20 protein-coding genes are annotated in these 17670 nt (G+C 71.9%); 8 read left to right on the plus strand and 12 right to left on the minus strand.

Annotated elements, in window-relative coordinates:
• Nucleotides 1–56 precede the first annotated feature (56 nt).
• Both RIN75_RS34880 and RIN75_RS34885 read left to right on the plus strand, forming a co-directional pair.
• Complete coding sequence (locus RIN75_RS34880) at nt 57–425, plus strand: PPOX class F420-dependent oxidoreductase (protein WP_309116350.1); 369 nt, start codon at nt 57–59, stop codon at nt 423–425.
• Between the two features lie 38 nt (nt 426–463).
• Nucleotides 464–1168, plus strand: coding sequence for a Clp protease N-terminal domain-containing protein (locus tag RIN75_RS34885; RefSeq protein WP_309116351.1), 705 nt, complete (start codon nt 464–466; stop codon nt 1166–1168).
• Here the strand turns inward: RIN75_RS34885 and priA are convergent.
• The 5 genes from priA to RIN75_RS34910 all read right to left on the minus strand — a co-directional run bounded on the left by priA (nt 1152) and on the right by RIN75_RS34910 (nt 4929).
• Nucleotides 1152–1883, minus strand: coding sequence for a bifunctional 1-(5-phosphoribosyl)-5-((5-phosphoribosylamino)methylideneamino)imidazole-4-carboxamide isomerase/phosphoribosylanthranilate isomerase PriA (gene priA / locus RIN75_RS34890; protein ID WP_309116352.1), 732 nt, complete (start codon nt 1881–1883; stop codon nt 1152–1154). The genes RIN75_RS34885 and priA overlap by 17 nt on opposite strands.
• A 58-nt stretch (nt 1884–1941) precedes the next feature.
• A complete protein-coding gene (hisH, locus tag RIN75_RS34895; RefSeq protein ID WP_309116353.1) occupies nt 1942–2574 on the minus strand; it encodes an imidazole glycerol phosphate synthase subunit HisH in 633 nt (210 codons plus the stop codon).
• 10 nt (nt 2575–2584) lie between these two features.
• Nucleotides 2585–3061, minus strand: coding sequence for a hypothetical protein (locus RIN75_RS34900; RefSeq protein ID WP_309116354.1), 477 nt, complete (start codon nt 3059–3061; stop codon nt 2585–2587).
• 291 nt (nt 3062–3352) lie between these two features.
• Nucleotides 3353–4237: a transketolase gene (locus tag RIN75_RS34905; RefSeq protein WP_309116399.1), complete on the minus strand. Its 885-nt coding sequence runs from the start codon at nt 4235–4237 to the stop codon at nt 3353–3355.
• A gap of 5 nt (nt 4238–4242) precedes the next feature.
• A complete protein-coding gene (locus RIN75_RS34910) occupies nt 4243–4929 on the minus strand; it encodes a thiamine pyrophosphate-dependent enzyme (protein ID WP_309116355.1) in 687 nt (228 codons plus the stop codon).
• 73 nt (nt 4930–5002) lie between these two features.
• Between RIN75_RS34910 and soxR the strand changes: the two genes are divergently transcribed.
• The gene (soxR, locus tag RIN75_RS34915; RefSeq protein WP_375296060.1) at nt 5003–5446 is read left to right on the plus strand and encodes a redox-sensitive transcriptional activator SoxR; all 444 of its coding nucleotides are present in this window, start codon (nt 5003–5005) and stop codon (nt 5444–5446) included.
• 43 nt (nt 5447–5489) lie between these two features.
• Nucleotides 5490–6020 carry an RNA 2'-phosphotransferase gene (locus tag RIN75_RS34920; RefSeq protein ID WP_309116357.1) on the plus strand — a complete coding sequence of 177 codons (531 nt, stop codon included), beginning with the start codon at nt 5490–5492 and terminating at the stop codon, nt 6018–6020.
• Here RIN75_RS34920 and RIN75_RS34925 read toward each other — a convergent pair.
• The 5 genes from RIN75_RS34925 to hisD form a co-directional block, all read right to left on the minus strand.
• Entirely contained in the window at nt 5980–6591 is a 612-nt protein-coding gene (locus RIN75_RS34925; RefSeq protein WP_309116358.1) for a helix-turn-helix domain-containing protein, read from the minus strand. The genes RIN75_RS34920 and RIN75_RS34925 overlap by 41 nt on opposite strands.
• An 872-nt stretch (nt 6592–7463) precedes the next feature.
• Entirely contained in the window at nt 7464–7619 is a 156-nt protein-coding gene (locus RIN75_RS34930) for a hypothetical protein (RefSeq protein ID WP_309116359.1), read from the minus strand.
• Between the two features lie 66 nt (nt 7620–7685).
• Complete coding sequence (hisB, locus tag RIN75_RS34935; RefSeq protein ID WP_309116360.1) at nt 7686–8285, minus strand: imidazoleglycerol-phosphate dehydratase HisB; 600 nt, start codon at nt 8283–8285, stop codon at nt 7686–7688.
• Nucleotides 8282–9385, minus strand: coding sequence for a histidinol-phosphate transaminase (locus tag RIN75_RS34940; protein WP_309116361.1), 1104 nt, complete (start codon nt 9383–9385; stop codon nt 8282–8284). Before RIN75_RS34940 ends, hisB begins: the two co-directional genes overlap by 4 nt.
• Nucleotides 9382–10698, minus strand: coding sequence for a histidinol dehydrogenase (hisD, locus tag RIN75_RS34945; RefSeq protein ID WP_309116362.1), 1317 nt, complete (start codon nt 10696–10698; stop codon nt 9382–9384). Before hisD ends, RIN75_RS34940 begins: the two co-directional genes overlap by 4 nt.
• A 151-nt stretch (nt 10699–10849) precedes the next feature.
• Between hisD and RIN75_RS34950 the strand changes: the two genes are divergently transcribed.
• Both RIN75_RS34950 and RIN75_RS34955 read left to right on the plus strand, forming a co-directional pair.
• Nucleotides 10850–12157, plus strand: coding sequence for a M14 family metallopeptidase (locus RIN75_RS34950; RefSeq protein ID WP_309116363.1), 1308 nt, complete (start codon nt 10850–10852; stop codon nt 12155–12157).
• Nucleotides 12158–12281: 124 nt separating this feature from the next.
• Nucleotides 12282–12803, plus strand: a complete 522-nt coding sequence (locus RIN75_RS34955) for a GNAT family protein (RefSeq protein ID WP_309116364.1) — start codon at nt 12282–12284, stop codon at nt 12801–12803.
• Here the strand turns inward: RIN75_RS34955 and RIN75_RS34960 are convergent.
• Both RIN75_RS34960 and RIN75_RS34965 read right to left on the minus strand, forming a co-directional pair.
• On the minus strand, nt 12735–13928 hold the full coding sequence (locus RIN75_RS34960) for an aminotransferase class V-fold PLP-dependent enzyme (protein ID WP_309116365.1): 1194 nt from the start codon (nt 13926–13928) through the stop codon (nt 12735–12737). The two genes, RIN75_RS34955 and RIN75_RS34960, sit on opposite strands and share 69 nt — an antisense overlap.
• A 236-nt stretch (nt 13929–14164) precedes the next feature.
• Entirely contained in the window at nt 14165–15712 is a 1548-nt protein-coding gene (locus RIN75_RS34965; protein WP_309116366.1) for an ABC transporter substrate-binding protein, read from the minus strand.
• Nucleotides 15713–15741: 29 nt separating this feature from the next.
• On the opposite strand from RIN75_RS34965, the gene RIN75_RS34970 reads away from it, so the two are divergent.
• Both RIN75_RS34970 and RIN75_RS34975 read left to right on the plus strand, forming a co-directional pair.
• Nucleotides 15742–16515, plus strand: coding sequence for a carbon-nitrogen hydrolase family protein (locus tag RIN75_RS34970; RefSeq protein ID WP_309116367.1), 774 nt, complete (start codon nt 15742–15744; stop codon nt 16513–16515).
• Between the two features lie 127 nt (nt 16516–16642).
• Nucleotides 16643–17470, plus strand: coding sequence for a PRC and DUF2382 domain-containing protein (locus RIN75_RS34975; RefSeq protein WP_309116368.1), 828 nt, complete (start codon nt 16643–16645; stop codon nt 17468–17470).
• The last annotated feature ends 200 nt before the right edge of the window (nt 17471–17670 follow it).

A 17670-nucleotide genomic window follows, 5' to 3' on the forward strand; every position in this document is an offset into this window, starting at 1 on the left:
CGAACGGCCCCGTTCCCCTCCCGGGAGCGGGGCCGTTGTCGTCTAGTTTGGCGCTCATGAGCCTCGGCGACGAGAAGTACCTGCTGCTGACGACGTTCCGCAAGGACGGCACGCCCGTCCCCACGCCGCTGTGGGCGGTGCGCGACGAGGACGTCATCCTCGTGTGGACGCCCGTCGACTCGGGCAAGGTCAAGCGGATCCGGCGCAGCGGGGACGTCGAGATCGCGCCGTGCGACTTCCGGGGCAACCCCACCGGCGACCCGGTCAAGGCGCGGGCCCGGCTGCTCGACGAGTCGGGCAGCGACCGGGCGCGGCAGCTGATCGGGCGCAAGTACGGGGTGCTGGGGAAGGTGACCGTGTTCGGCAGCAAGCTGCGGCGCGGCAAGAACGGGACCGTCGGCATCGAGATCGTGCCGTCAACCTGAGGTTGACCTCTTTCGGTGCGTCAACTTAGAGTTGACGGGTGGTCACCGCACCCGTCCAGCTGACGGACCTCATCGTCACCGTCGCGCAGGAGCACGCCGACGTCCTCGGCCGGCTGGCCGCCGCCGTCGAGCTGAGCGCTCAACTCGACGAGCTGGGCGATCACCTGATCGGGCACTTCGTGGACGAGGCGCGGCGGGCGGGCGCGAGCTGGACCGAGATCGGCGAGAGCATCGGCGTCACCAAGCAGGCCGCGCAGAAGCGCTTCGTGCCGCGCGAGTCCCCGGACCTCAAGCCGAACTTCGACCGCTACACCGACCGGGCCCGGCGGGTGGTCGTGCTGGCCCGCCACCACGCCCGGTTCAGCGAGCGCATCGGCACCGAGCACCTGCTGCTGGGGTTGATGGACGAGTCCGGCGGCCTGGGCGCGAAGACCATCGCCAAGCTGGAGGCCGCCGAGGGCACCACCCGCCTGGCCACGCTCAACGCCCTGGACCACACCAGCCGGGAGCGCCCCGACCCGCAGCCGTTCAGCGCGGACTGCAAGAAGGCGCTGGAGCTGTCGGTCCGGGAGGCGCTGCGCCTGGGTCACACGTTCGTGGGAACCGAGCACGTCCTGCTCGGCCTGCTGTCCGAAGAGGACTGCACCGCGGCCAAGGTGATGGCCACGACGGGCATCACCAAGGCCGCAGCGGAGGCTTACGTGGTCGCGGAGTTCGAACGGGCGGTCAACGCACCGCGTTGAGGGCCTCCGGCAGCGTGAACGCGCCCGCGTACAGGGCCTTGCCCACGATCGCGCCCTCGACGCCGTCCCGGGACAGGGCGGCCAGCGCCACCAGGTCGTCCACACTGGACACACCGCCGGACGCGATCACCGGCGCGTCGGTCCGCGCGCACACCTCGCGCAGCAGCTCGACGTTCGGGCCGGTGAGCGTGCCGTCCTTGCTGACGTCGGTGACGACGTAGCGGGCGCAGCCGTCCCGGTCGAGCCGGTCCAGCACCTCCCACAGGTCGCCGCCGTCCTTGGTCCAGCCGCGCGCGGCGACCCGGTGGCCCTCGGCGGTGATCCGGACGTCCAGGCCGACCGCGATCTTGTCGCCGTGCTCGGCGATGGCCTTCGCGCACCACACCGGGTCCTCCAGCGCGGCGGTGCCCAGGTTGACCCGCGCGCACCCGGTGGACAGCGCGGCGGCCAGGGACGCGTCGTCCCGGATGCCGCCGGACAGCTCGACCTTGACGTCCAGCTCGCCCACGACCCGGGCCAGCAGCTCGCGGTTGCTGCCCCGCCCGAACGCGGCGTCGAGGTCGACTAGGTGGACCCACTCGGCCCCGTCGCGCTGCCAGGCGAGCGCGGCGTCGAGGGGTGAGCCGTAGTGGGTCTCGGTGCCGGCTTCGCCCTGCACGAGTCGGACAGCCTGGCCGTCGGCCACGTCGACGGCCGGAAGCAGCGTGAAAGTCACGCGAACAGCCTAGTTGCCGCTGGTCCGACGGCCACTCCCGGTCTCACCCACCGGACGCTCAGAAGCTCTTGAGCCAGTTCTCGAGCAGGTGCGCGCCCGCGTCGCCGGACTTCTCGGGGTGGAACTGGGTGGCCCACAGCGGGCCGTTCTCCACCGCCGCGACGAAGTCGTCGCCGCCGTGGGTGGCCCACGTCACCAGCGGCGGGCGGATGACGTCCGAGGCCTCCAGCTCCCACTTGCGGACGGCGTAGGAGTGGACGAAGTAGAAGCGGGTGTCCGGGTCGAGGCCGGCGAAGAGCTTGGTGCCCTCCGGCGCCTTGACGGTGTTCCAGCCCATGTGCGGCACGATCGGCGCTTCGAGCCGCTCGACCGTGCCCGGCCACTCGCCGCAGCCCTCGGTGAGGACGCCGTGCTCGATGCCGCGTTCGAACAGGATCTGCATGCCGACGCAGATGCCCAGCACAGGGCGTCCTCCGGCAAGCCGCTCGCCGATGATCCGGCCGCCCTTGACGGCGTTCAGGCCCGCCATGCACGCGGCGTACGCGCCCACGCCGGGGACCAGGAGGCCGTCCGCGTCGAGCGCCGCGCGATGGTCGGACGTGACCTCGACGGTCGCGCCCACGCGCTGGAGGGCGCGTTCGGCGGAGCGGAGGTTGCCTGATCCGTAGTCCAGTACGACGACTCGTGCCACGTCCACCAGGCTATGCCAACGGGGAGCCGCCCTGCGTCACCGGTACCACGGGGAGGACCGTGTTGATGGGCAGGCCGGCGCGGTCGGGGAGGGCGGTGACCCAGGTGTCGGCCCTTCCTTCGTCGACCAGGGCCTTGACCTCGGCGACGTCTTTGGGCAGCTCCAGCGTCCCGGCTTCGGCCTTCAGCCGCCACCAGGTGACCACCCCGACCAGCCTGCGCGCCCCGCCGCTGTACCCGGCGTTCTCCCCGTTCGACCAGAGGACGGCGTCCCCGGACCACCGCACCAGCAGGGCGTCGCTGTTTATCGTGCGGACCTGCGAAGCGAGCTTGGCCGCGTCCGAGAACCCGATCTGCCGGCGCGGGAGCAGCACCGTCCCGGACGGGATCGGCACGAGGGCGGCCGGACCCGCGACGGCGCGGTGCAGGGCGAGCTGCAACTCGGCGGTCGGTGTGGGTGTCCAGATCAGGGTTCTCGGCACGCTCACGGACGCAGATCATGCCGCAGTCCGCCCTGAACCCGTCAGCCGACACACGTTCAGCCCCCGCCACCGCACCCTCAGGAGACCCGTTCACCCGCCCCGCAACCACCGCCTTACCCAGCCGCAGCGTCTCAGCCGGCGCCACACCCCGGCCGCAGCGTCTCAGCCGGCGCCACACCCCGGCCGCAGCGTCTCAGCCAGCGCCACACCCCGGCCGCCGCCGCGCTTTGCTGCCGCACCCCAGCCGCCGCCAGACCTGGCTGAGGCCGTTGTCCCGGCGAGCACCGACAAAGCCGCTCAAGCCGCCACCGGATGGGTGAACAACCGCCGCGCGGCCGCGGCGATGCCCAGCACGTCCAAGTCGTGCGCGGCGTCGTGGTCGTCCGCCGTGCCGTACGCCCGCAACTCGGCGTCGCGCCGCACCCCCAACGACCGCAGCCGGTGCGGAACATCGGACAGCGCCTCCGACGCCAAGTGCGCCGACGTCCCCTCCAAGTACGGCTCCACCAGCAGCACGTCCGCCCGCGAAGCCGCCACCGCAGCCCGCAACCCAGCCCCGTCGAACGGCCGGATCGTGGTGGCGTACAGCACCGTCACGTCCAGGTCCGCGGTCGCGGCCAACACCGGGTCCAGCATCGGTCCCACGGCCACCACGACCCCGCCCGACCCCCGCCGAACCGCGGTGAACCCCTCGACCACCGGGAACGCGTTCTCGTTCTGCCGCAACGACAAGCGCAGGTACCGCCGGTCGTCCGCGGCCAGCGCCGCGCGCACCATCGGCTCGACCTCGTCGGGGTGGCCGGGCACCTGCACCCGCCACCCGGGCATGCTGTCGAACAGCGCGACGTCCCCCGGCGACTGGTGCGTCCGCCCCCACACCGGGTCGTCGTACGACCCGCCGATGCTGACGAACACGCCCCCGACGTCCTGGTGCCCGAAGTCCAGCTTGATCTGCTCGTACGGCCGCTCCACCAGGAACGGCGCGTAGGAGTGCACGACCGGCCGCATCCCGGTCAGCGCCAGGCCGCTCCCCACGCCCACCATCAGCTGCTCGCGGATACCGACGTTGACCACCCGCGGCGACGGGCGGAAGGCGTCGCGGGATATCTCCGCGATCACCACGGCCACCCGCGGGTCGTCCGCCATGACCTCCTGCACCGTGCTCGCGAACACCTCGCGCATCGTCTTCACGACGCCACCACCCGGGCCACCACGACCATCGGACGACCCGGGTGGGCCGCGGTGAAGGCCTCGTACAAAGATCCCTGATCACGTCCGTCCACTGTGGACGCCTCCCATCCCTCGACGGCGAACCGCGCCGCCACCCCGCCCGGCCACCCGTGCGTGCCGGATTCGTTGTCCACCACCACGACGGTCAGGTTGTCCAGCCCCAGCCGGCCGGCCAGCGCGATCGCCTCGTGGTTGCTGCCCTCGTCCAGTTCCGCGTCCCCGACCAGCACGAACACCCGCGACGACCGGCCCTGCAGGCGCAGCCCGACCGCCTGGCCGACCGCGATCGGCAGCCCGTGCCCGAGCGACCCGCTGCTGATCTCCACGCCCGGCACCAGCACCCGGTCCGGGTGCTGCCCCAGCGGCGAGTCCCACGACGTCCATTCGTCCAAAATGGACGGTTCGATGAACCCCTTGGCGGCCAACACGGCGTAGTACGCCATCGGCCCGTGCCCCTTCGACAGCAGGAACCGGTCGCGGTCCGGGTCGTCCACCCGGTCCGGCGACACGTCCAACACCCGGTCGTAGAGCACCCACAGCACGTGCAGCGTGGACGCGGCGGCCCACTCGTGCTTCTCGTCCCCGGTCATCCGTTCGAACAACGCGGGAATGTCCGCGAAGCCCGTCTTCTCCCCTACTCGCATGGCAACCAGCCAACAACTTCGACTTAGGTCGAGGTCAAGCACTAGGCTGGGCCGCGTGAGCAAGTTGCCGGAGATGTTGACCATCGGCCAGGTGGCCGAGCGCAGCGGAGTGCCGCACACCGCGCTGCGGTTCTACGAGGAGCGCGGCCTGATCCACTCCGAGCGCACGGCGGGCAACCAGCGCCGCTACGCGCGTTCGGTGCTGCGCCGGCTGGCGTTCATCCGCACCGCCCAACGGGTCGGCCTGAGCCTGGAGGACGTGCACGACGCGCTGGCCACGCTGCCGGACAACCGGACGCCCACCAAGTCCGACTGGAGCAGGCTGTCGACGAACTGGCAGGCCGAGCTGGACGCCCGGATCGACGCGCTGATCCGGCTGCGCGACCGGCTGACCTCGTGCATCGGCTGCGGGTGCCTGTCGCTGCGCAGTTGCACCCTGCACAACTTCGACGACGAGCAGGCGTCCGACGGCCCCGGCGCGCCCAAGCTCAAGCCCGCCAGCGAGGGCGGCACGTGAAACCGCTGGCCCGATCGGGCACGGGCGTGCTGCACTGTGGTCGATGGAAGAGAAAGACGTGGTCCGCTTGTCGAAGCGGATGTCCAAACACCTCCGCCACCAGCCCGAACGGCTCGGGCTGACGCTGGACGCGGCCGGCTGGGTCGACCTGGACGAGTTCGTCCGCAAGCTGGGGACCACCCACGAGGCGGTGCGCGAGGTGGTGGCGCGCAACGACAAGCAGCGGTTCACCATCGCGGACGGGCGCATCCGGGCCAACCAGGGGCACACCGTGGCCGTGGACCTGGACCTGCCCCCGGCCGAGCCGCCCGCCGTGCTCTACCACGGGACGGTGGCCCGGTACCTGCCCGACATCCGGCGGGACGGGCTGCTGCCCATGTCCCGGCACGACGTGCACCTGTCCGCGACCGTCGACACGGCGGTGCGGGTGGGTGCGCGGCGCGGGAAGCCGGTGGTGCTGGAGGTGGACGCGGCGGCCATGCACGCGGCCGGGCACGAGTTCCGGGTCAGCGCGAACGGGGTGTGGCTGACGGCTACCGTTCCGCCGGGCTACCTGCGAGAACGCGTCGGCTGAGGTACTCGAGGTTGGCCGCGACCTGCTCGGGCGTGAGGCCGCGGACCTGCCGCTGGTACCGGTAGACCTCGGGGGCGAGCGGGGCCATCAGGGTGTCCGCCAGTTCCTTGGGGGCTTGCGCCTGCTCCAGCAGGACCTCGACGTGCCGCCGCCAGAACGCGTAGACGCCGGTCCGGTAGCGGGCCTGGCCGGTCTCGGCGCCGAGCACGAGGTGCAGGTGCCGTTCGAGCAGCCCGACCAGCGCCCGGTAGAACGCCGCCAACCGCTCGTGCGGCGGCGCGCCCATGCCCAACGGCGGCGGACCGCTCAGGATGCCGGCCTGGATCTCGGACTCGTGCTCGTCCAGCAGGGCCTGGGCGATGGAGGTGGTGTCCGGGTAGCGCCGGTAGAGCGTGGCCCGCCCGACCCCGGCGGCCCGCGCGATCTCCTCCATGGTCACCCCGTCCGCGCCGCCCGCTTCGGCGAACACCTTCTCGGCGGCGGCGAGCACCCGCGCCCGGTTGCGCGCGGCGTCCGCGCGCTCGCGGGGGCGTTCAACGCTCACGCGGGGAGGGGCGACCTCGCTGGACATGGGAACACCATAACCCGGACCACTAAATGGGCGATATGTCCACTTTTGCGCTCTGAACAGCCTTGACGGGGGTCTTGTAGCGCTGGTGGGCGCTGGTAGGCGCGGCCTCCGGCCCCCGCTTCAATCATCCCACAACCCCCCGACACTTCCAGCCCCACCGCTCCCGCAACCCACTCCCCACCAGCCCTGACACACCCGCCCCCGCCCGACGCCAGCCACGCAGCGGCACACGAGCCAGCCAGCGGCAGCGGCGACGGCTGAGCGGCACCCACACCATCCCAGCGCCACCCGCGCCAACCTGATGGCACCCGCGCCACCCCAGCGGCACCCGCGCCGTCCCGGCGGCATCCATGCCAATCCGGCGGCAGCCGCCAAGCGACGCCAACCCGGCGGCGGCAGGGCGGCTAAGCGACGCCAACCCGGTTGCAGGGCGGCGGCGGATCGGCGCGCCCGCGGCTTGCGTGGCGGCGGCAACGGCGGCTCGGCAAGGCAGCGGTGGCAGAAGCGCCGGCGGCTGAACGGCAGCGGCAGTGTGTGGCAACGGCAGCGGCGGCGGCTGAGCGGCAGTGTGGCGACGGCGGCCAGAGCGGCGACAGTGCGGCAGCGGCAGAGACTGAGCGGCGGCGGCAGTGCGGCGGCGGCTGAGCGGCGGCGGCGCAGGGCGGCGGCGGGTCAGCGCGGCAATGGCTGGGCGGCGGTGGCTGAGGTTTAGGGGTGGTGCGGTGGCGGGGGGTGGGGCAGGGGGGCGTGGTTTGTGGGTGAGAGGTAGGGCGGCGGGCGGTTGGTGGGTGCTGGGTGCTGGTGTGGCCTCCGGCCCCCGGTTCCATTGTCTCACCGGGGACCGACAGGCTCAGGCTACGGCCGCCCGAAGATCACACCAGCCAGGCGATCGCGCCGCCCACCGCCAGCACCGCCAGCACGCCCAGCACCACGGCGAACCCCTTCGCCGTCTTCCACGTGCTGTACACCCCGCCGATCAGGAAACCCGCCAGCGCGAGCAGCCCGATGCCCACGTACTCCTTCGGCATCAGAGAACGCCCCGCATCAGAGAACTCCCGACATCAGAGAAAGCCCCACATCAGTGAAAGCCCGGCTCAGAGAACGCCCTTGGTGGACGGCACCCCGCCCACCCGCGGATCCGGCTCCACCGCCGCCCGCAGAGCCCGCGCGATCGCCTTGAACTGGGCCTCGGCGATGTGGTGCGGGTCGCGGCCGTACTCGACCCGCACGTGCAACGCGATGCCGGCGTGGAAAGCCAAAGAGTCGAACACGTGGCGGTTCAACACGAAGGGGTAGTTGCCACCGATCGTGAACGTGTTGAACTCCGCGGGCTCACCCACGTGCACGCAGTACGGCCGTCCGGACACGTCCACCGCCGCGTGCGCCAACGTCTCGTCCATCGGGATCCACGCGTCGCCGAACCGCCGGATGCCCGCCTTGTCCCCCAACGCCTCGCGCAGCGCCTGCCCCAGCACGATCGCCACGTCCTCGACCGTGTGGTGAGCGTCGATGTCCACGTCACCCGTGGCCCGCACCACCAGATCCAGCGACCCGTGCACGCCCAGCGCCGTCAACATGTGGTCGTAGAAGGGAACACCCGTGTTGATCTCGACCTGGCCGGTGCCGTCGAGGTCGACCTCGACGTACACCGACGACTCCTTGGTGGTCCGCTCCACCTTGCCGACCCGGCTCACCGGCCAACCTCCTTGCTCGCCGCGAGGAACGCGTCGTTCTCCTCCGGAGTCCCGACCGTCACCCGCAGATGACCCGCGATACCGACGTCCCTGATCAGCACACCGCGCTCCAGGTATGCCCGCCACTTGGCGTGCGCGTCCTCGAACCACCCGAACAGCACGAAGTTCGCGTCGCTGGGCACGACCTCGAAACCCAGGCCCGCCAACGCCTCCACCACCCGGTCGCGTTCGGCGGCCAGCTTGGCCACCGAGCCCAGGGTCTCCGCGGCGTGCCGCAGCGACGCCCGCGCGGCCGCCTGGGTCAGGGCCGACAGGTGGTACGGCAGGCGCACCAGTTGCAAAGCATCGACCACGGCCGGTGCGGCGGCCAGGTAGCCGAGCCTGCCGCCCGCGAACGCGAAAGCCTTGCTCATGGTTCGGCTGACGATGAGCTTGCCCGGGTAGTCCGCCAGCAGGCGCACGGCGGACGGGCGCGACGAGAACTCCGCGTACGCCTCGTCCACCACGACCATCCCGGGCGCGGCCTCGACCAGGCCGCGCAGGTCCTCGGTGGGCACGCTCTGGCCGGTCGGGTTGTTCGGGCTGGTCACGAACACCACGTCGGGCCGGCGGTCGGCGACGATCTCCGCCGCCTTGTCGGTGTCCAGCGAGAAGTCCGCGCGCCGGGGCGTCGGCGCCCACTCGGTGCGGGTGCCGGCGGCGATGATCGGGTGCATCGAGTACGACGGCTCGAAGCCCAGCGCCGTCCGACCCGGGCCGCCGAACGCCTGGAGGATCTGTTGCAGGATCTCGTTGGAACCGTTGGCGGCCCACAGGTTCGCGCCGGTCAGCGGCACGCCCGTGGACTCGGTCAGGTACGCCGCCAGGTCCTCGCGCAGCGCCACGGCGTCGCGGTCGGGGTAGCGGTGCAGGTCGGCCGCCACCTCCGCGACCTCGGCGACGACGTCGGCGACCAGCTCGTCCGACGGCGGGTACGGGTTTTCGTTGGTGTTGAGCCGAACGGGGACGTCCAACTGCGGCGCGCCGTAGGGCGTGCGGCCGCGCAGGTCCTCGCGCAGGGGCAGGTCGGCCAGTTCCACCCGGTCTCCGACGGGCCTCATCCGCGGAACCTCGCCGTCACGGCCTGGCCGTGCGCGGGCAGGTCCTCGGCGTTGGCCAGCGCGACGACCTTGTCCGCGACCTCGCGCAGCGCGTCCTCGCTGTAGTCCACGACGTGGATGCCGCGCAGGAACGTCTGCACCGACAGGCCCGACGAGTGCCGCGCGCAGCCCCCGGTGGGCAGCACGTGGTTGGAACCCGCGCAGTAGTCGCCCAGCGACACCGGGGAGTGCGCGCCCACGAAGACGGCGCCGGCCGCGCGGACCCGGGCGGCGACCTCGCGCGCCCGGTCGGTCTGGATCTCCAGGTGCTCGGCGGCGTAGGCGTTCACCACGGTCAACCCATCGTCCACAGTGGACACCAGAACCGTGCCGGACTGCTTGCCGCGCAACGCGGTCCGGATGCGCTCGGCGTGCTTGGTCGCGCCGACCTGGCGCTCCAGCTCGGCGTCCACGGCGTCGGCCAGCGCCTCCGACGTGGTCACCAGGACGCTCGCCGCGAGCGTGTCGTGCTCGGCCTGGCTGATCAGGTCGGCGGCCACGTGCACCGGGTCGGCCGTCTCGTCGGCCAGGATCGCGATCTCAGTGGGACCGGCTTCGGAGTCGATGCCGATCAGGCCGCGCAGCAGGCGCTTCGCGGCGGTGAGGTAGATGTTGCCCGGACCGGTCACCAGGTCGACCGGCGCGAGGTCGCCACCGTCGGTGTCCACGCCGCCGTACGCCAGCAGCGCCACCGCCTGCGCGCCGCCGACCGCCCACACCTCGGTGACGCCCAGCAGGGCGGCGGCGGCCAGGATCGTCGGGTGCGGCAGGCCGCCGAACTCCGCCTGCGGCGGCGAGCACACCACCAGCGACTCGACGCCCGCGGTCTGCGCCGGGACGACGTTCATGACCACACTGGACGGGTAGACCGCCAGACCGCCGGGCACGTACAGGCCGACGCGGGCGACCGGCACCCAGCGCTCGGTCACCGTCCCGCCGGGCACCACCTGGGTCGTGGTGTCGGTGCGCCGCTGGTCGGCGTGCACCTTGCGGGCGCGCGCGGCGGACTCCTCCAGCGCCTCGCGCACCGCCGGGTCCAGTTCGGCCAGCGCGCGGTCCAGTTCGGCCGCCGGCACCCGCACGAACTCCGGCCGAACCTTGTCGAACCGCTCGGTGACCTCCAGCACGGCCTCGACGCCGCGTTCCCGCACCGAGTCCACGATGGGCCGCACATGGTGCAGAACCGCGTCCACGTCCACCTCGGCGCGCGGCAGCGCGGCGCGCAGTTCGGCAGGCGACGGGACCCGACCACGCAGGTCTATGCGGTTCAGCATGCTCCTAGGGTAAGCGGTCGCCAATTCCGTCAACTGTCAGCCCGCCCCTGGAGTGGGGAACCGACAAACGGCGGCTATGCCGATCTGTGACACCCACGCCACGCTGCGTAGGCACCACTCCGTCGCAAACCCTGCTGATGATGGAGGAGCAATGTCACCCAAGCGGCGCGGCCTGATGGCCGCCGCGCTCGGTGCGTGCGTGGCCCTGGTACTCCCCTTGCACACCGGGTCGGCGCAGTCGAGCACCACGAGCACCCCCGAGCGGGCCCTCTTCGAGGTCACCGCGAGCACACCCGAGGCCCGGACCAGGGTCGCCCGGACCGGGGTGGACGTCCTCGGCCAGGACGGCGACAAGCTCACCGTCGTCGCCGAGCCCCGCCAGCAGTGGGCGCTGCGCGCCACCGGGCTGCGGGTCAAGGACCTGGGCGACTACGACGCCCAGCTCCAGTCCCTGGGCAAGGTCGACTTCACCGACCCGCAGGTGGGCACCCAGGACTTCCCGTCCGGCTACACCGGCTACCACAACTTCCAGGAGATGGTCACCGAGCTGAACCAGACGGTCACCGACCACCCGAACCTGGTGCGGCTGTCCTCGGTCGGCAAGTCCTACCAGAACCGCGACCTGTGGATGCTCAAGATCAGCGACAACCCGGCCGTGGACGAGGCCGAGCCCGAGGTGCTGTTCACCTGCAACATGCACGCCCGGGAGCACCTGACCGTCGAGATGTGCCTGCGGATCATCCAGCAGTACACCGACGGCTACGCCACCAACCCGACGATCAAGAACCTCGTGGACTCGCGCGAGATCTGGATCATCCCGATGGTGAACCCGGACGGCGTCGAGTACGACATCGCCACCGGCACGTTCCGGTCGTGGCGCAAGAACCGCCAGCCGAACTCCACCGCGGTGGGCACCGACCCGAACCGCAACTTCGGCTACCAGTGGGGCTGCTGCGGCGGGTCCAGCACCAGCGGGTCCAGCGAGACCTATCGCGGCCCGTCGGCGTTCTCGGCCCCCGAGGTCGCCCGCATCCGCGACTTCGTCAACACCCGCGTGGTCGGCGGCGTGCAGCAGATCAAGACGCACATCGACTGGCACACCTACTCCGAGCTGATCCTGTGGCCGTACGGCTACACCTACAACGACACCGCTCCCGGCCTGGACTCCACCCAGGCCAGCGCGTTCTCGACGCTGGGCCGGCGGATGGCGTCGCTGAACGGGTACACGCCCCAGCAGTCCAGCGACCTCTACATCACCGACGGCACCATCGGCGACTGGATGTGGGGCGTGCACAAGATCTGGAGCTACACGTTCGAGATGTACCCCAGGTCCAGCAGCCCCGGCTTCTACCCGCGTGACACGGTGATCGCCACGCAGACCTCGCGCAACGACAGCGCTGTGGAGCTGTTCCTGTCCTACTCGGACTGCGTGCCCCGCATCATCGGCCGCACCTGCTAGTTCCCGCTGTTGGACGATCGCGATGGTTCGGGGCTCGGAAATAAGCGAGCGTCCAACACCGTCGAACGGGGTGGGCCCGGAAAACCCCGTGCCCGCGCCCACCCCGTTCCGCCACCCTCACGAGGTGACCCCGCACTTCGTGGTGGCCCCGCTGACCACCGAGCACGCGCTGTCCATCACCACGTGGCGCTACGCCGGCAAGTGGTCGGTCTACGACTCCAGGCCCGAGGAAGGTCCCTACGAGGCGGAAGAGGGCTACGCGGCCGTGCTCGACGGAGACACCCTGGCCGGGTTCCTCTGCGTCGGTGCGGAAGCCCGGGTCCCCGGCCTGACCGAAGAACCCGGCGTGGTGGACCTCGGCGTGGGCATGAACCCGGCCCTGGTCGGACAGGGCCACGGCCGACGGTTCGGCACAGCCGTCCTGGACCACCTGCGCGCCACAGGGACCGACCGGGTCCGGATCGTGGTCCAGTCGTGGAACACGCGCAGCCTCCGCTTGGCCGCCCGCATCGGCTTCACCGAAACCGGCCGGCACCACGCCGACGTGGAGTACGTGGTCCTGCACGCCGACCTGAGGTCAGGTGAGGGCGGCGACGGCCTCCACCGCGCGGTCGAGCTGGTCCGGGGAGACGAAGTAGTGCGGTGACATCCGGACCAGGCCCTCGATCCGCCGGCGGGTCATGTCGATCCGGGTGGAACTCAGGTGGCTGCTCGTCGCCACCACGTCGTGCCGGGCCAGGTGGTCCCGCACCGCCACCGCGTCGTGGCCCTCGACGGTGAACGTGACGATGCCGGACAGCTCAGCGCCGATGTCGCGCACCTCCACGCCCGGCAGCGCCCGCAGGCCCGTGCGCAGGTGTTCGGCCCGTGCGCGGACCTCGGCGGTGATCTGGTCGATGCCCAGGTCCAGGGCGTAGCGGGCGGCGGCGATAAGGCCCAGGCGGTCCGCGACGCTGGTCTCCCAGAGTTCGTAGACGCGCGCGTCGGACCGCAGCTCCACCTCGTCCGGGCCGACCCACTCGGCGCTGTGCAGGTCCACCAGACGCGGCCGAAGACGGTCGGCCGCCGTTCGCCGCACCACCAGGACACCCGTCCCCCGTGGGCCGCGCAGCCACTTGCGGCCGGTCGCGGAGATGATGTCGACGTCCAGGTCGTCGGCGCGGACCGGGAGCTGGCCCATCGACTGGCAGGCGTCCAGCAGCACCAGGGCCCCCGCCTCGTGCGCGGCGGACGCGACCTCGCGCACCGGGTTCACCAGGCCGCCGTTGGTGGGCGCGTGCACGAGCGACACCAGCTTGACCCGCTCGTCCAGCAGGTCCTTCAAGGCCTCGACGTCGACCTGGCCCACGGCGTCTGACGGGATCGTCAGCACCTCGGCGCCGACCTCCTGCGCCCGGTGCAGGATCGGGATGGCGTTGCCCGCGTACTCGACCTCGGTCACCAGGACCCGGTCGCCCTTGCCGAGCGGGACGGCGTCGAAGGCGGCCAGCCAGGACCGGGTGGCGCTGTCGGTGAAGGCGACCTCGTCCGGGTGCGCACCCAGCAGCTCGGCGAAGACCCCGTAGCCCGCTTCCAGGTCGTCGGCACGCTCACGGGCGGCGACATACCCGCCGATCTCGGCCTCACGCCGCAGGTGGCCGATCACCTCGTCGAGCACCGGGCGCGGCGGCAGGGACGACCCCGCCGAGTCGAGGAAGACCCGCTCGGCCGCGCCCGGCGTGTCCGCGCGCACTGCGGTCAGGTCGATCACGTCCGCCTCCCCCGAAGTCATGTCATCCCACGTCTACACGATCCGCAGGACGGCGACTAGCTCTTGCTTTACGCCGCGCAGCGACCGCTTTTGCGCCCTGCGCTCCCTTTTGGGCTATCAGCCACAGGAAGGGCCTGCCGCGCGGCGAGCGCCGCTTGTAGCTTTTGATCTTGCGAGCGCGCCGGCGCGTACGTCCTGAGAGCGCGAAGCGCGTCCAAGAGCGCGAAGCGGGTCCCTCCAGCAGCGCGAAGCGCGGCCTAGCGAGGTGTCCACCGCTCCAAGTTCCACCACGGTCCCCAAGACAGGGCACCGTGCGTGTACGGGTCGACGACCTCCTGGTAACCGGTCCAGTTCTCGCGCACCACGTACATGTGCTGCACCGCCGCCACCACGACCATCGCGGGCGCGGCCAGGTAGGCCCGCTGCAACTGCCGGTAGGCCGCCGCGCGCTGGGCCGGGTCCAGCAGCGTCCGCCCGGTGTCGAGCAACGCGTCCACCTGCGGGTTCGCGTAGCCCCAAGGGTTGCCGGTGTGCAGGGCCGGGTAGACGGTCAGGTCCGGGTCGAACGGGCTGCCGCCGCCGTAGACCAGGGCGTCGGCGCCCAGGCGCGGGGTGATGGCTTCCCAGCTCAGGCCGGCCAGCTGCACGTCCACGCCGACCGCCTTGGCCTCGGCCGCGAACGCCGTGGCCAGGTCCGCCCGGACCACGTCCCCGATCGGGAACATCAGCGTGAACCGGGCCGGGACGCCGTCGCGCGCCCGCACGCCGTCCGCGCCGCGCACCCAGCCGGCCTGGTCGAGCAGCAGTTCGGCCTGGGCCTTGTCGTAGGCGAACACCGCGGTCGGGTCGTGGAACTCGGGCAGCGTGTCCGGGATGGGCGTGCTGGCCGGGGAACCCTTGCCACCCAACAGGTTGTCCACGATGCCCTTGCGGTTCACCGCGTGGTTCAACGCCATCCGCAGCGCCGGGTCGCCGGTCACCGGGCCCGCGGGCAGGGTGATGCCGCGCAAGTCCGTGGACCGGTGGGTGACCACGCGCATCCCGCCGGTGTTGGTGAAGCCGGACGCCAGCCGGGGCGGCAGTTCCGCCCCGTCGAACTCGCCCGCCTGGAGGCGCTGGGCGCGGGTGTTGTCGTCGGGCACGAACACCACGGTCAGCTTGCGGATCTTGGGCTCGCCGCTGAAGTGGGCAGCGTTGGACTCCAGCACCATCCGGTCGCCCTTGCGCCAGTCGGCGAGCTTGTACGGGCCGGTCCCGATGGGTTTGACGTCCTTCAGAGCGACCCCGTCGAGGGCCTCGCTGGGCAGCACGCCCAGCACCAACTGGTGCGGGAACGCCGCCCACGGCTTGGCCAGCGCGAACCGCACGGTGTGCACGTCGAGCTGCTCGACCCCGGTGAGCACCGGGAACGCGCCGCGCTCGGTCGCGCCGCGCGCCGGGTCGAGCAACGCGCGGTAGGTCGCGACGACGTCCTCCGGGCCGAACGTGGTGCCGTCGGTGAACTTGACGTCGTCGCGCAGCCGGACGGTCCAGGTCAGGCCGTCGGCGGAGGGCTGCGGCAGGTCGGCGGCCAGGTTGGGGCGCAGGGTGCGGTCGGCGCGGTGCTCGACCAGGCCGTCGTAGAGCTTGGAGACGCCGTCGCGGCCGTAGCCCAGCAACGGGTTGAGGGTGGTCGGCTCGGTGCTGTCGGCCAGGACGATCGAGCTGCCGTCCGCGGTGCCCTCGGCGCTCGGTGTCGTGTTCCCCGTGCACGCGGAGGCGGCGAGGGCAGCGACTAGTACGAGCGGGGGCAACAGGGAGCGCACGAGACCCGACACTACCTAGAGTGGGCACCATGCGTGTCGCGCTCTGCCAGATCAACTCCTCCACCGACCCGGTGGCGAACCTCGACCTGGTGCGGACCGGTGTGGCGCAGGCCGCCGGCGCGCGGGTCGCGGTGTTCCCCGAGGCCACCATGTGCCGGTTCGGCGTGCCGCTCGGGCCGGTCGCGGAGCCGCTGGACGGGCCGTGGGCCACCGCCGTGCGGGAGATCGCGGACGCGGCCGGCGTGGTCGTGGTGGCCGGGATGTTCACGCCCGCGCCGGACGGCCGGGTGGCCAACACGCTGCTGGTCACGGGCGGCGGGCTGCACGTGGGCTACGACAAGATCCACCTGTACGACGCGTTCGGGTTCGAGGAGTCCCGCACGGTCGCGCCGGGGACCAAGCCGGTCGTGTTCGAGGTCGACGGGCTCACGCTGGGCCTCGCCACCTGCTACGACGTGCGGTTCCCGGAGCTGTTCCGGGCGCTGGCCGACCAGGGCGCGGCGGCGGTGCTGCTGTGCGCGTCGTGGGGCGCGGGGCCGGGCAAGCGGGAGCAGTGGGAGCTGCTGGTGCGGGCGCGGGCGCTGGACTGCACGTCGTGGGTGCTGGCGTGCGGGCAGGCCGATCCCGGGGTGGACCTGGGCGGCGCGCCGACCGGTGTGGGGTTCAGCACGGTGGCGTCGCCGCTGGGCGCGGTGGTCGGGCAGTTGGGCGGCGCGCCGGAAGTGCTGGTCGTCGACATCGACGCGGCGGCGGTCGAGGAGGCCCGACGCACGCTCCCGGTGTTGGCCAACCGGCGGCTCTGACCGCGCTCCGAGGGACGCGAATCCCTTTCGAAGGATGTTGCTCCACGTCCGGGTGAGGGGCCGTGGGTCGGCTCAGATCATGGGTAACCCCGCTTTCGCAGCACAGGACCATGCGAAGGGTGAACCCATGATCAACCAGGCGGAAGTGGACCGGCTGTACGACTGCGACGTCCTCGACGCCCACGGTGAGCGGATCGGGTCGGTCAAGCAGGTGTGGCTGGACGACCGGGACGGCCGCCCCATGTGGGCGTCCGTGCACACCGGCCTGTTCGGCATGAAAGAGTCCTTCGTCCCGATCCAGGACGCGACGGTCAGCAAGGGCCACATCGTGGTCCCGGTGGAGAAGCAGCAGGTCAAGGACGCGCCGCGGATCGACACCGAGGACCAGCACATGTCCGACCAGCAGCAGGACGAGCTGTACCGGTACTACGGGATGATCCCCGGGGTGCGGTCGGGCGAGCACGACAAGCTGCGCGGCGAGCAGCAGGCGCGCGGCCGGGAGACGATGGCGGGCAAGCTCACCGACGACCGCGCCGCGAAGGACCGGGGCGACTCGGTGACCCGCTACGAGGAGCAGTTGGACGTCGGCACCCGGGACGTCGAGGCAGGTCGCGTGCGGCTGGTCAAGCACACCGTGACCGAGCACCGGGGCGTCACCGTGCCGGTGACCCACGAAGAGGTGCACGTGGTGCGCGAGCCCGCCGACGGCACCGAGCGCGGCCGCCCGTTCCAGGACGAGGAGGCCGAGGTGTCGGTGCGCCGGCAGGAGCCGGTGGTGGACAAGCACGCCGAGGCGGTCGAGCGGGTGCGGCTGGAGAAGGAGGCCGTGACCGAGCAGCAGCGGATCGGCGGCGACGTGCGCAAGGAGCAGGTGGACGTCGAACACCCGGAGGGCCGCGTCCCCCGCGACCCCAAGACCCCGCGCAACCCCCGGGACCCGCGCAGCAACCGCTGACCGGGCCCCAGCGGCGATCCCGCACCGAGCGCGCGGAAGTGGCCGGCCGTCCGGCCGGATTTGTCGGTACCCCGTGGGACGATGGAACCGGGGGTCGGAGGCCACGCCGCCGCGCCGGATCGCCGGCCGAGGTCGGCTCGGCGGTGTCCACGCCACCGCGCGAGCCGGCGGGTGGCGGCCCCGACACACCGGGCCGGGCC

This window comes from Saccharothrix sp., assembly GCF_031180885.1.
Taxonomy (GTDB): Bacteria; Actinomycetota; Actinomycetes; order Mycobacteriales; family Pseudonocardiaceae; genus Actinosynnema.

Excerpts from the sequence above, each read along its gene's own strand:
- RIN75_RS34905 (WP_309116399.1), bottom strand. The coding sequence starts at position 4,237 with ATGCGCGAGGTGTTCGCGAGCACGGTGCAGGAGGTCATGGCGGACGAC.
- RIN75_RS34880 (WP_309116350.1), top strand. The coding sequence starts at position 57 with ATGAGCCTCGGCGACGAGAAGTACCTGCTGCTGACGACGTTCCGCAAG.
- RIN75_RS34920 (WP_309116357.1), top strand. The coding sequence starts at position 5,490 with ATGGAAGAGAAAGACGTGGTCCGCTTGTCGAAGCGGATGTCCAAACAC.
- RIN75_RS34950 (WP_309116363.1), top strand. The coding sequence starts at position 10,850 with ATGTCACCCAAGCGGCGCGGCCTGATGGCCGCCGCGCTCGGTGCGTGC.
- RIN75_RS34970 (WP_309116367.1), top strand. The coding sequence starts at position 15,742 with ATGCGTGTCGCGCTCTGCCAGATCAACTCCTCCACCGACCCGGTGGCG.
- soxR (WP_375296060.1), top strand. The coding sequence starts at position 5,003 with ATGTTGACCATCGGCCAGGTGGCCGAGCGCAGCGGAGTGCCGCACACC.
- RIN75_RS34930 (WP_309116359.1), bottom strand. The coding sequence starts at position 7,619 with ATGCCGAAGGAGTACGTGGGCATCGGGCTGCTCGCGCTGGCGGGTTTC.
- RIN75_RS34910 (WP_309116355.1), bottom strand. The coding sequence starts at position 4,929 with ATGCGAGTAGGGGAGAAGACGGGCTTCGCGGACATTCCCGCGTTGTTC.
- RIN75_RS34940 (WP_309116361.1), bottom strand. The coding sequence starts at position 9,385 with ATGAGGCCCGTCGGAGACCGGGTGGAACTGGCCGACCTGCCCCTGCGC.
- RIN75_RS34925 (WP_309116358.1), bottom strand. The coding sequence starts at position 6,591 with ATGTCCAGCGAGGTCGCCCCTCCCCGCGTGAGCGTTGAACGCCCCCGC.
- RIN75_RS34975 (WP_309116368.1), top strand. The coding sequence starts at position 16,643 with ATGATCAACCAGGCGGAAGTGGACCGGCTGTACGACTGCGACGTCCTC.
- hisD (WP_309116362.1), bottom strand. The coding sequence starts at position 10,698 with ATGCTGAACCGCATAGACCTGCGTGGTCGGGTCCCGTCGCCTGCCGAA.
- RIN75_RS34960 (WP_309116365.1), bottom strand. The coding sequence starts at position 13,928 with ATGACTTCGGGGGAGGCGGACGTGATCGACCTGACCGCAGTGCGCGCG.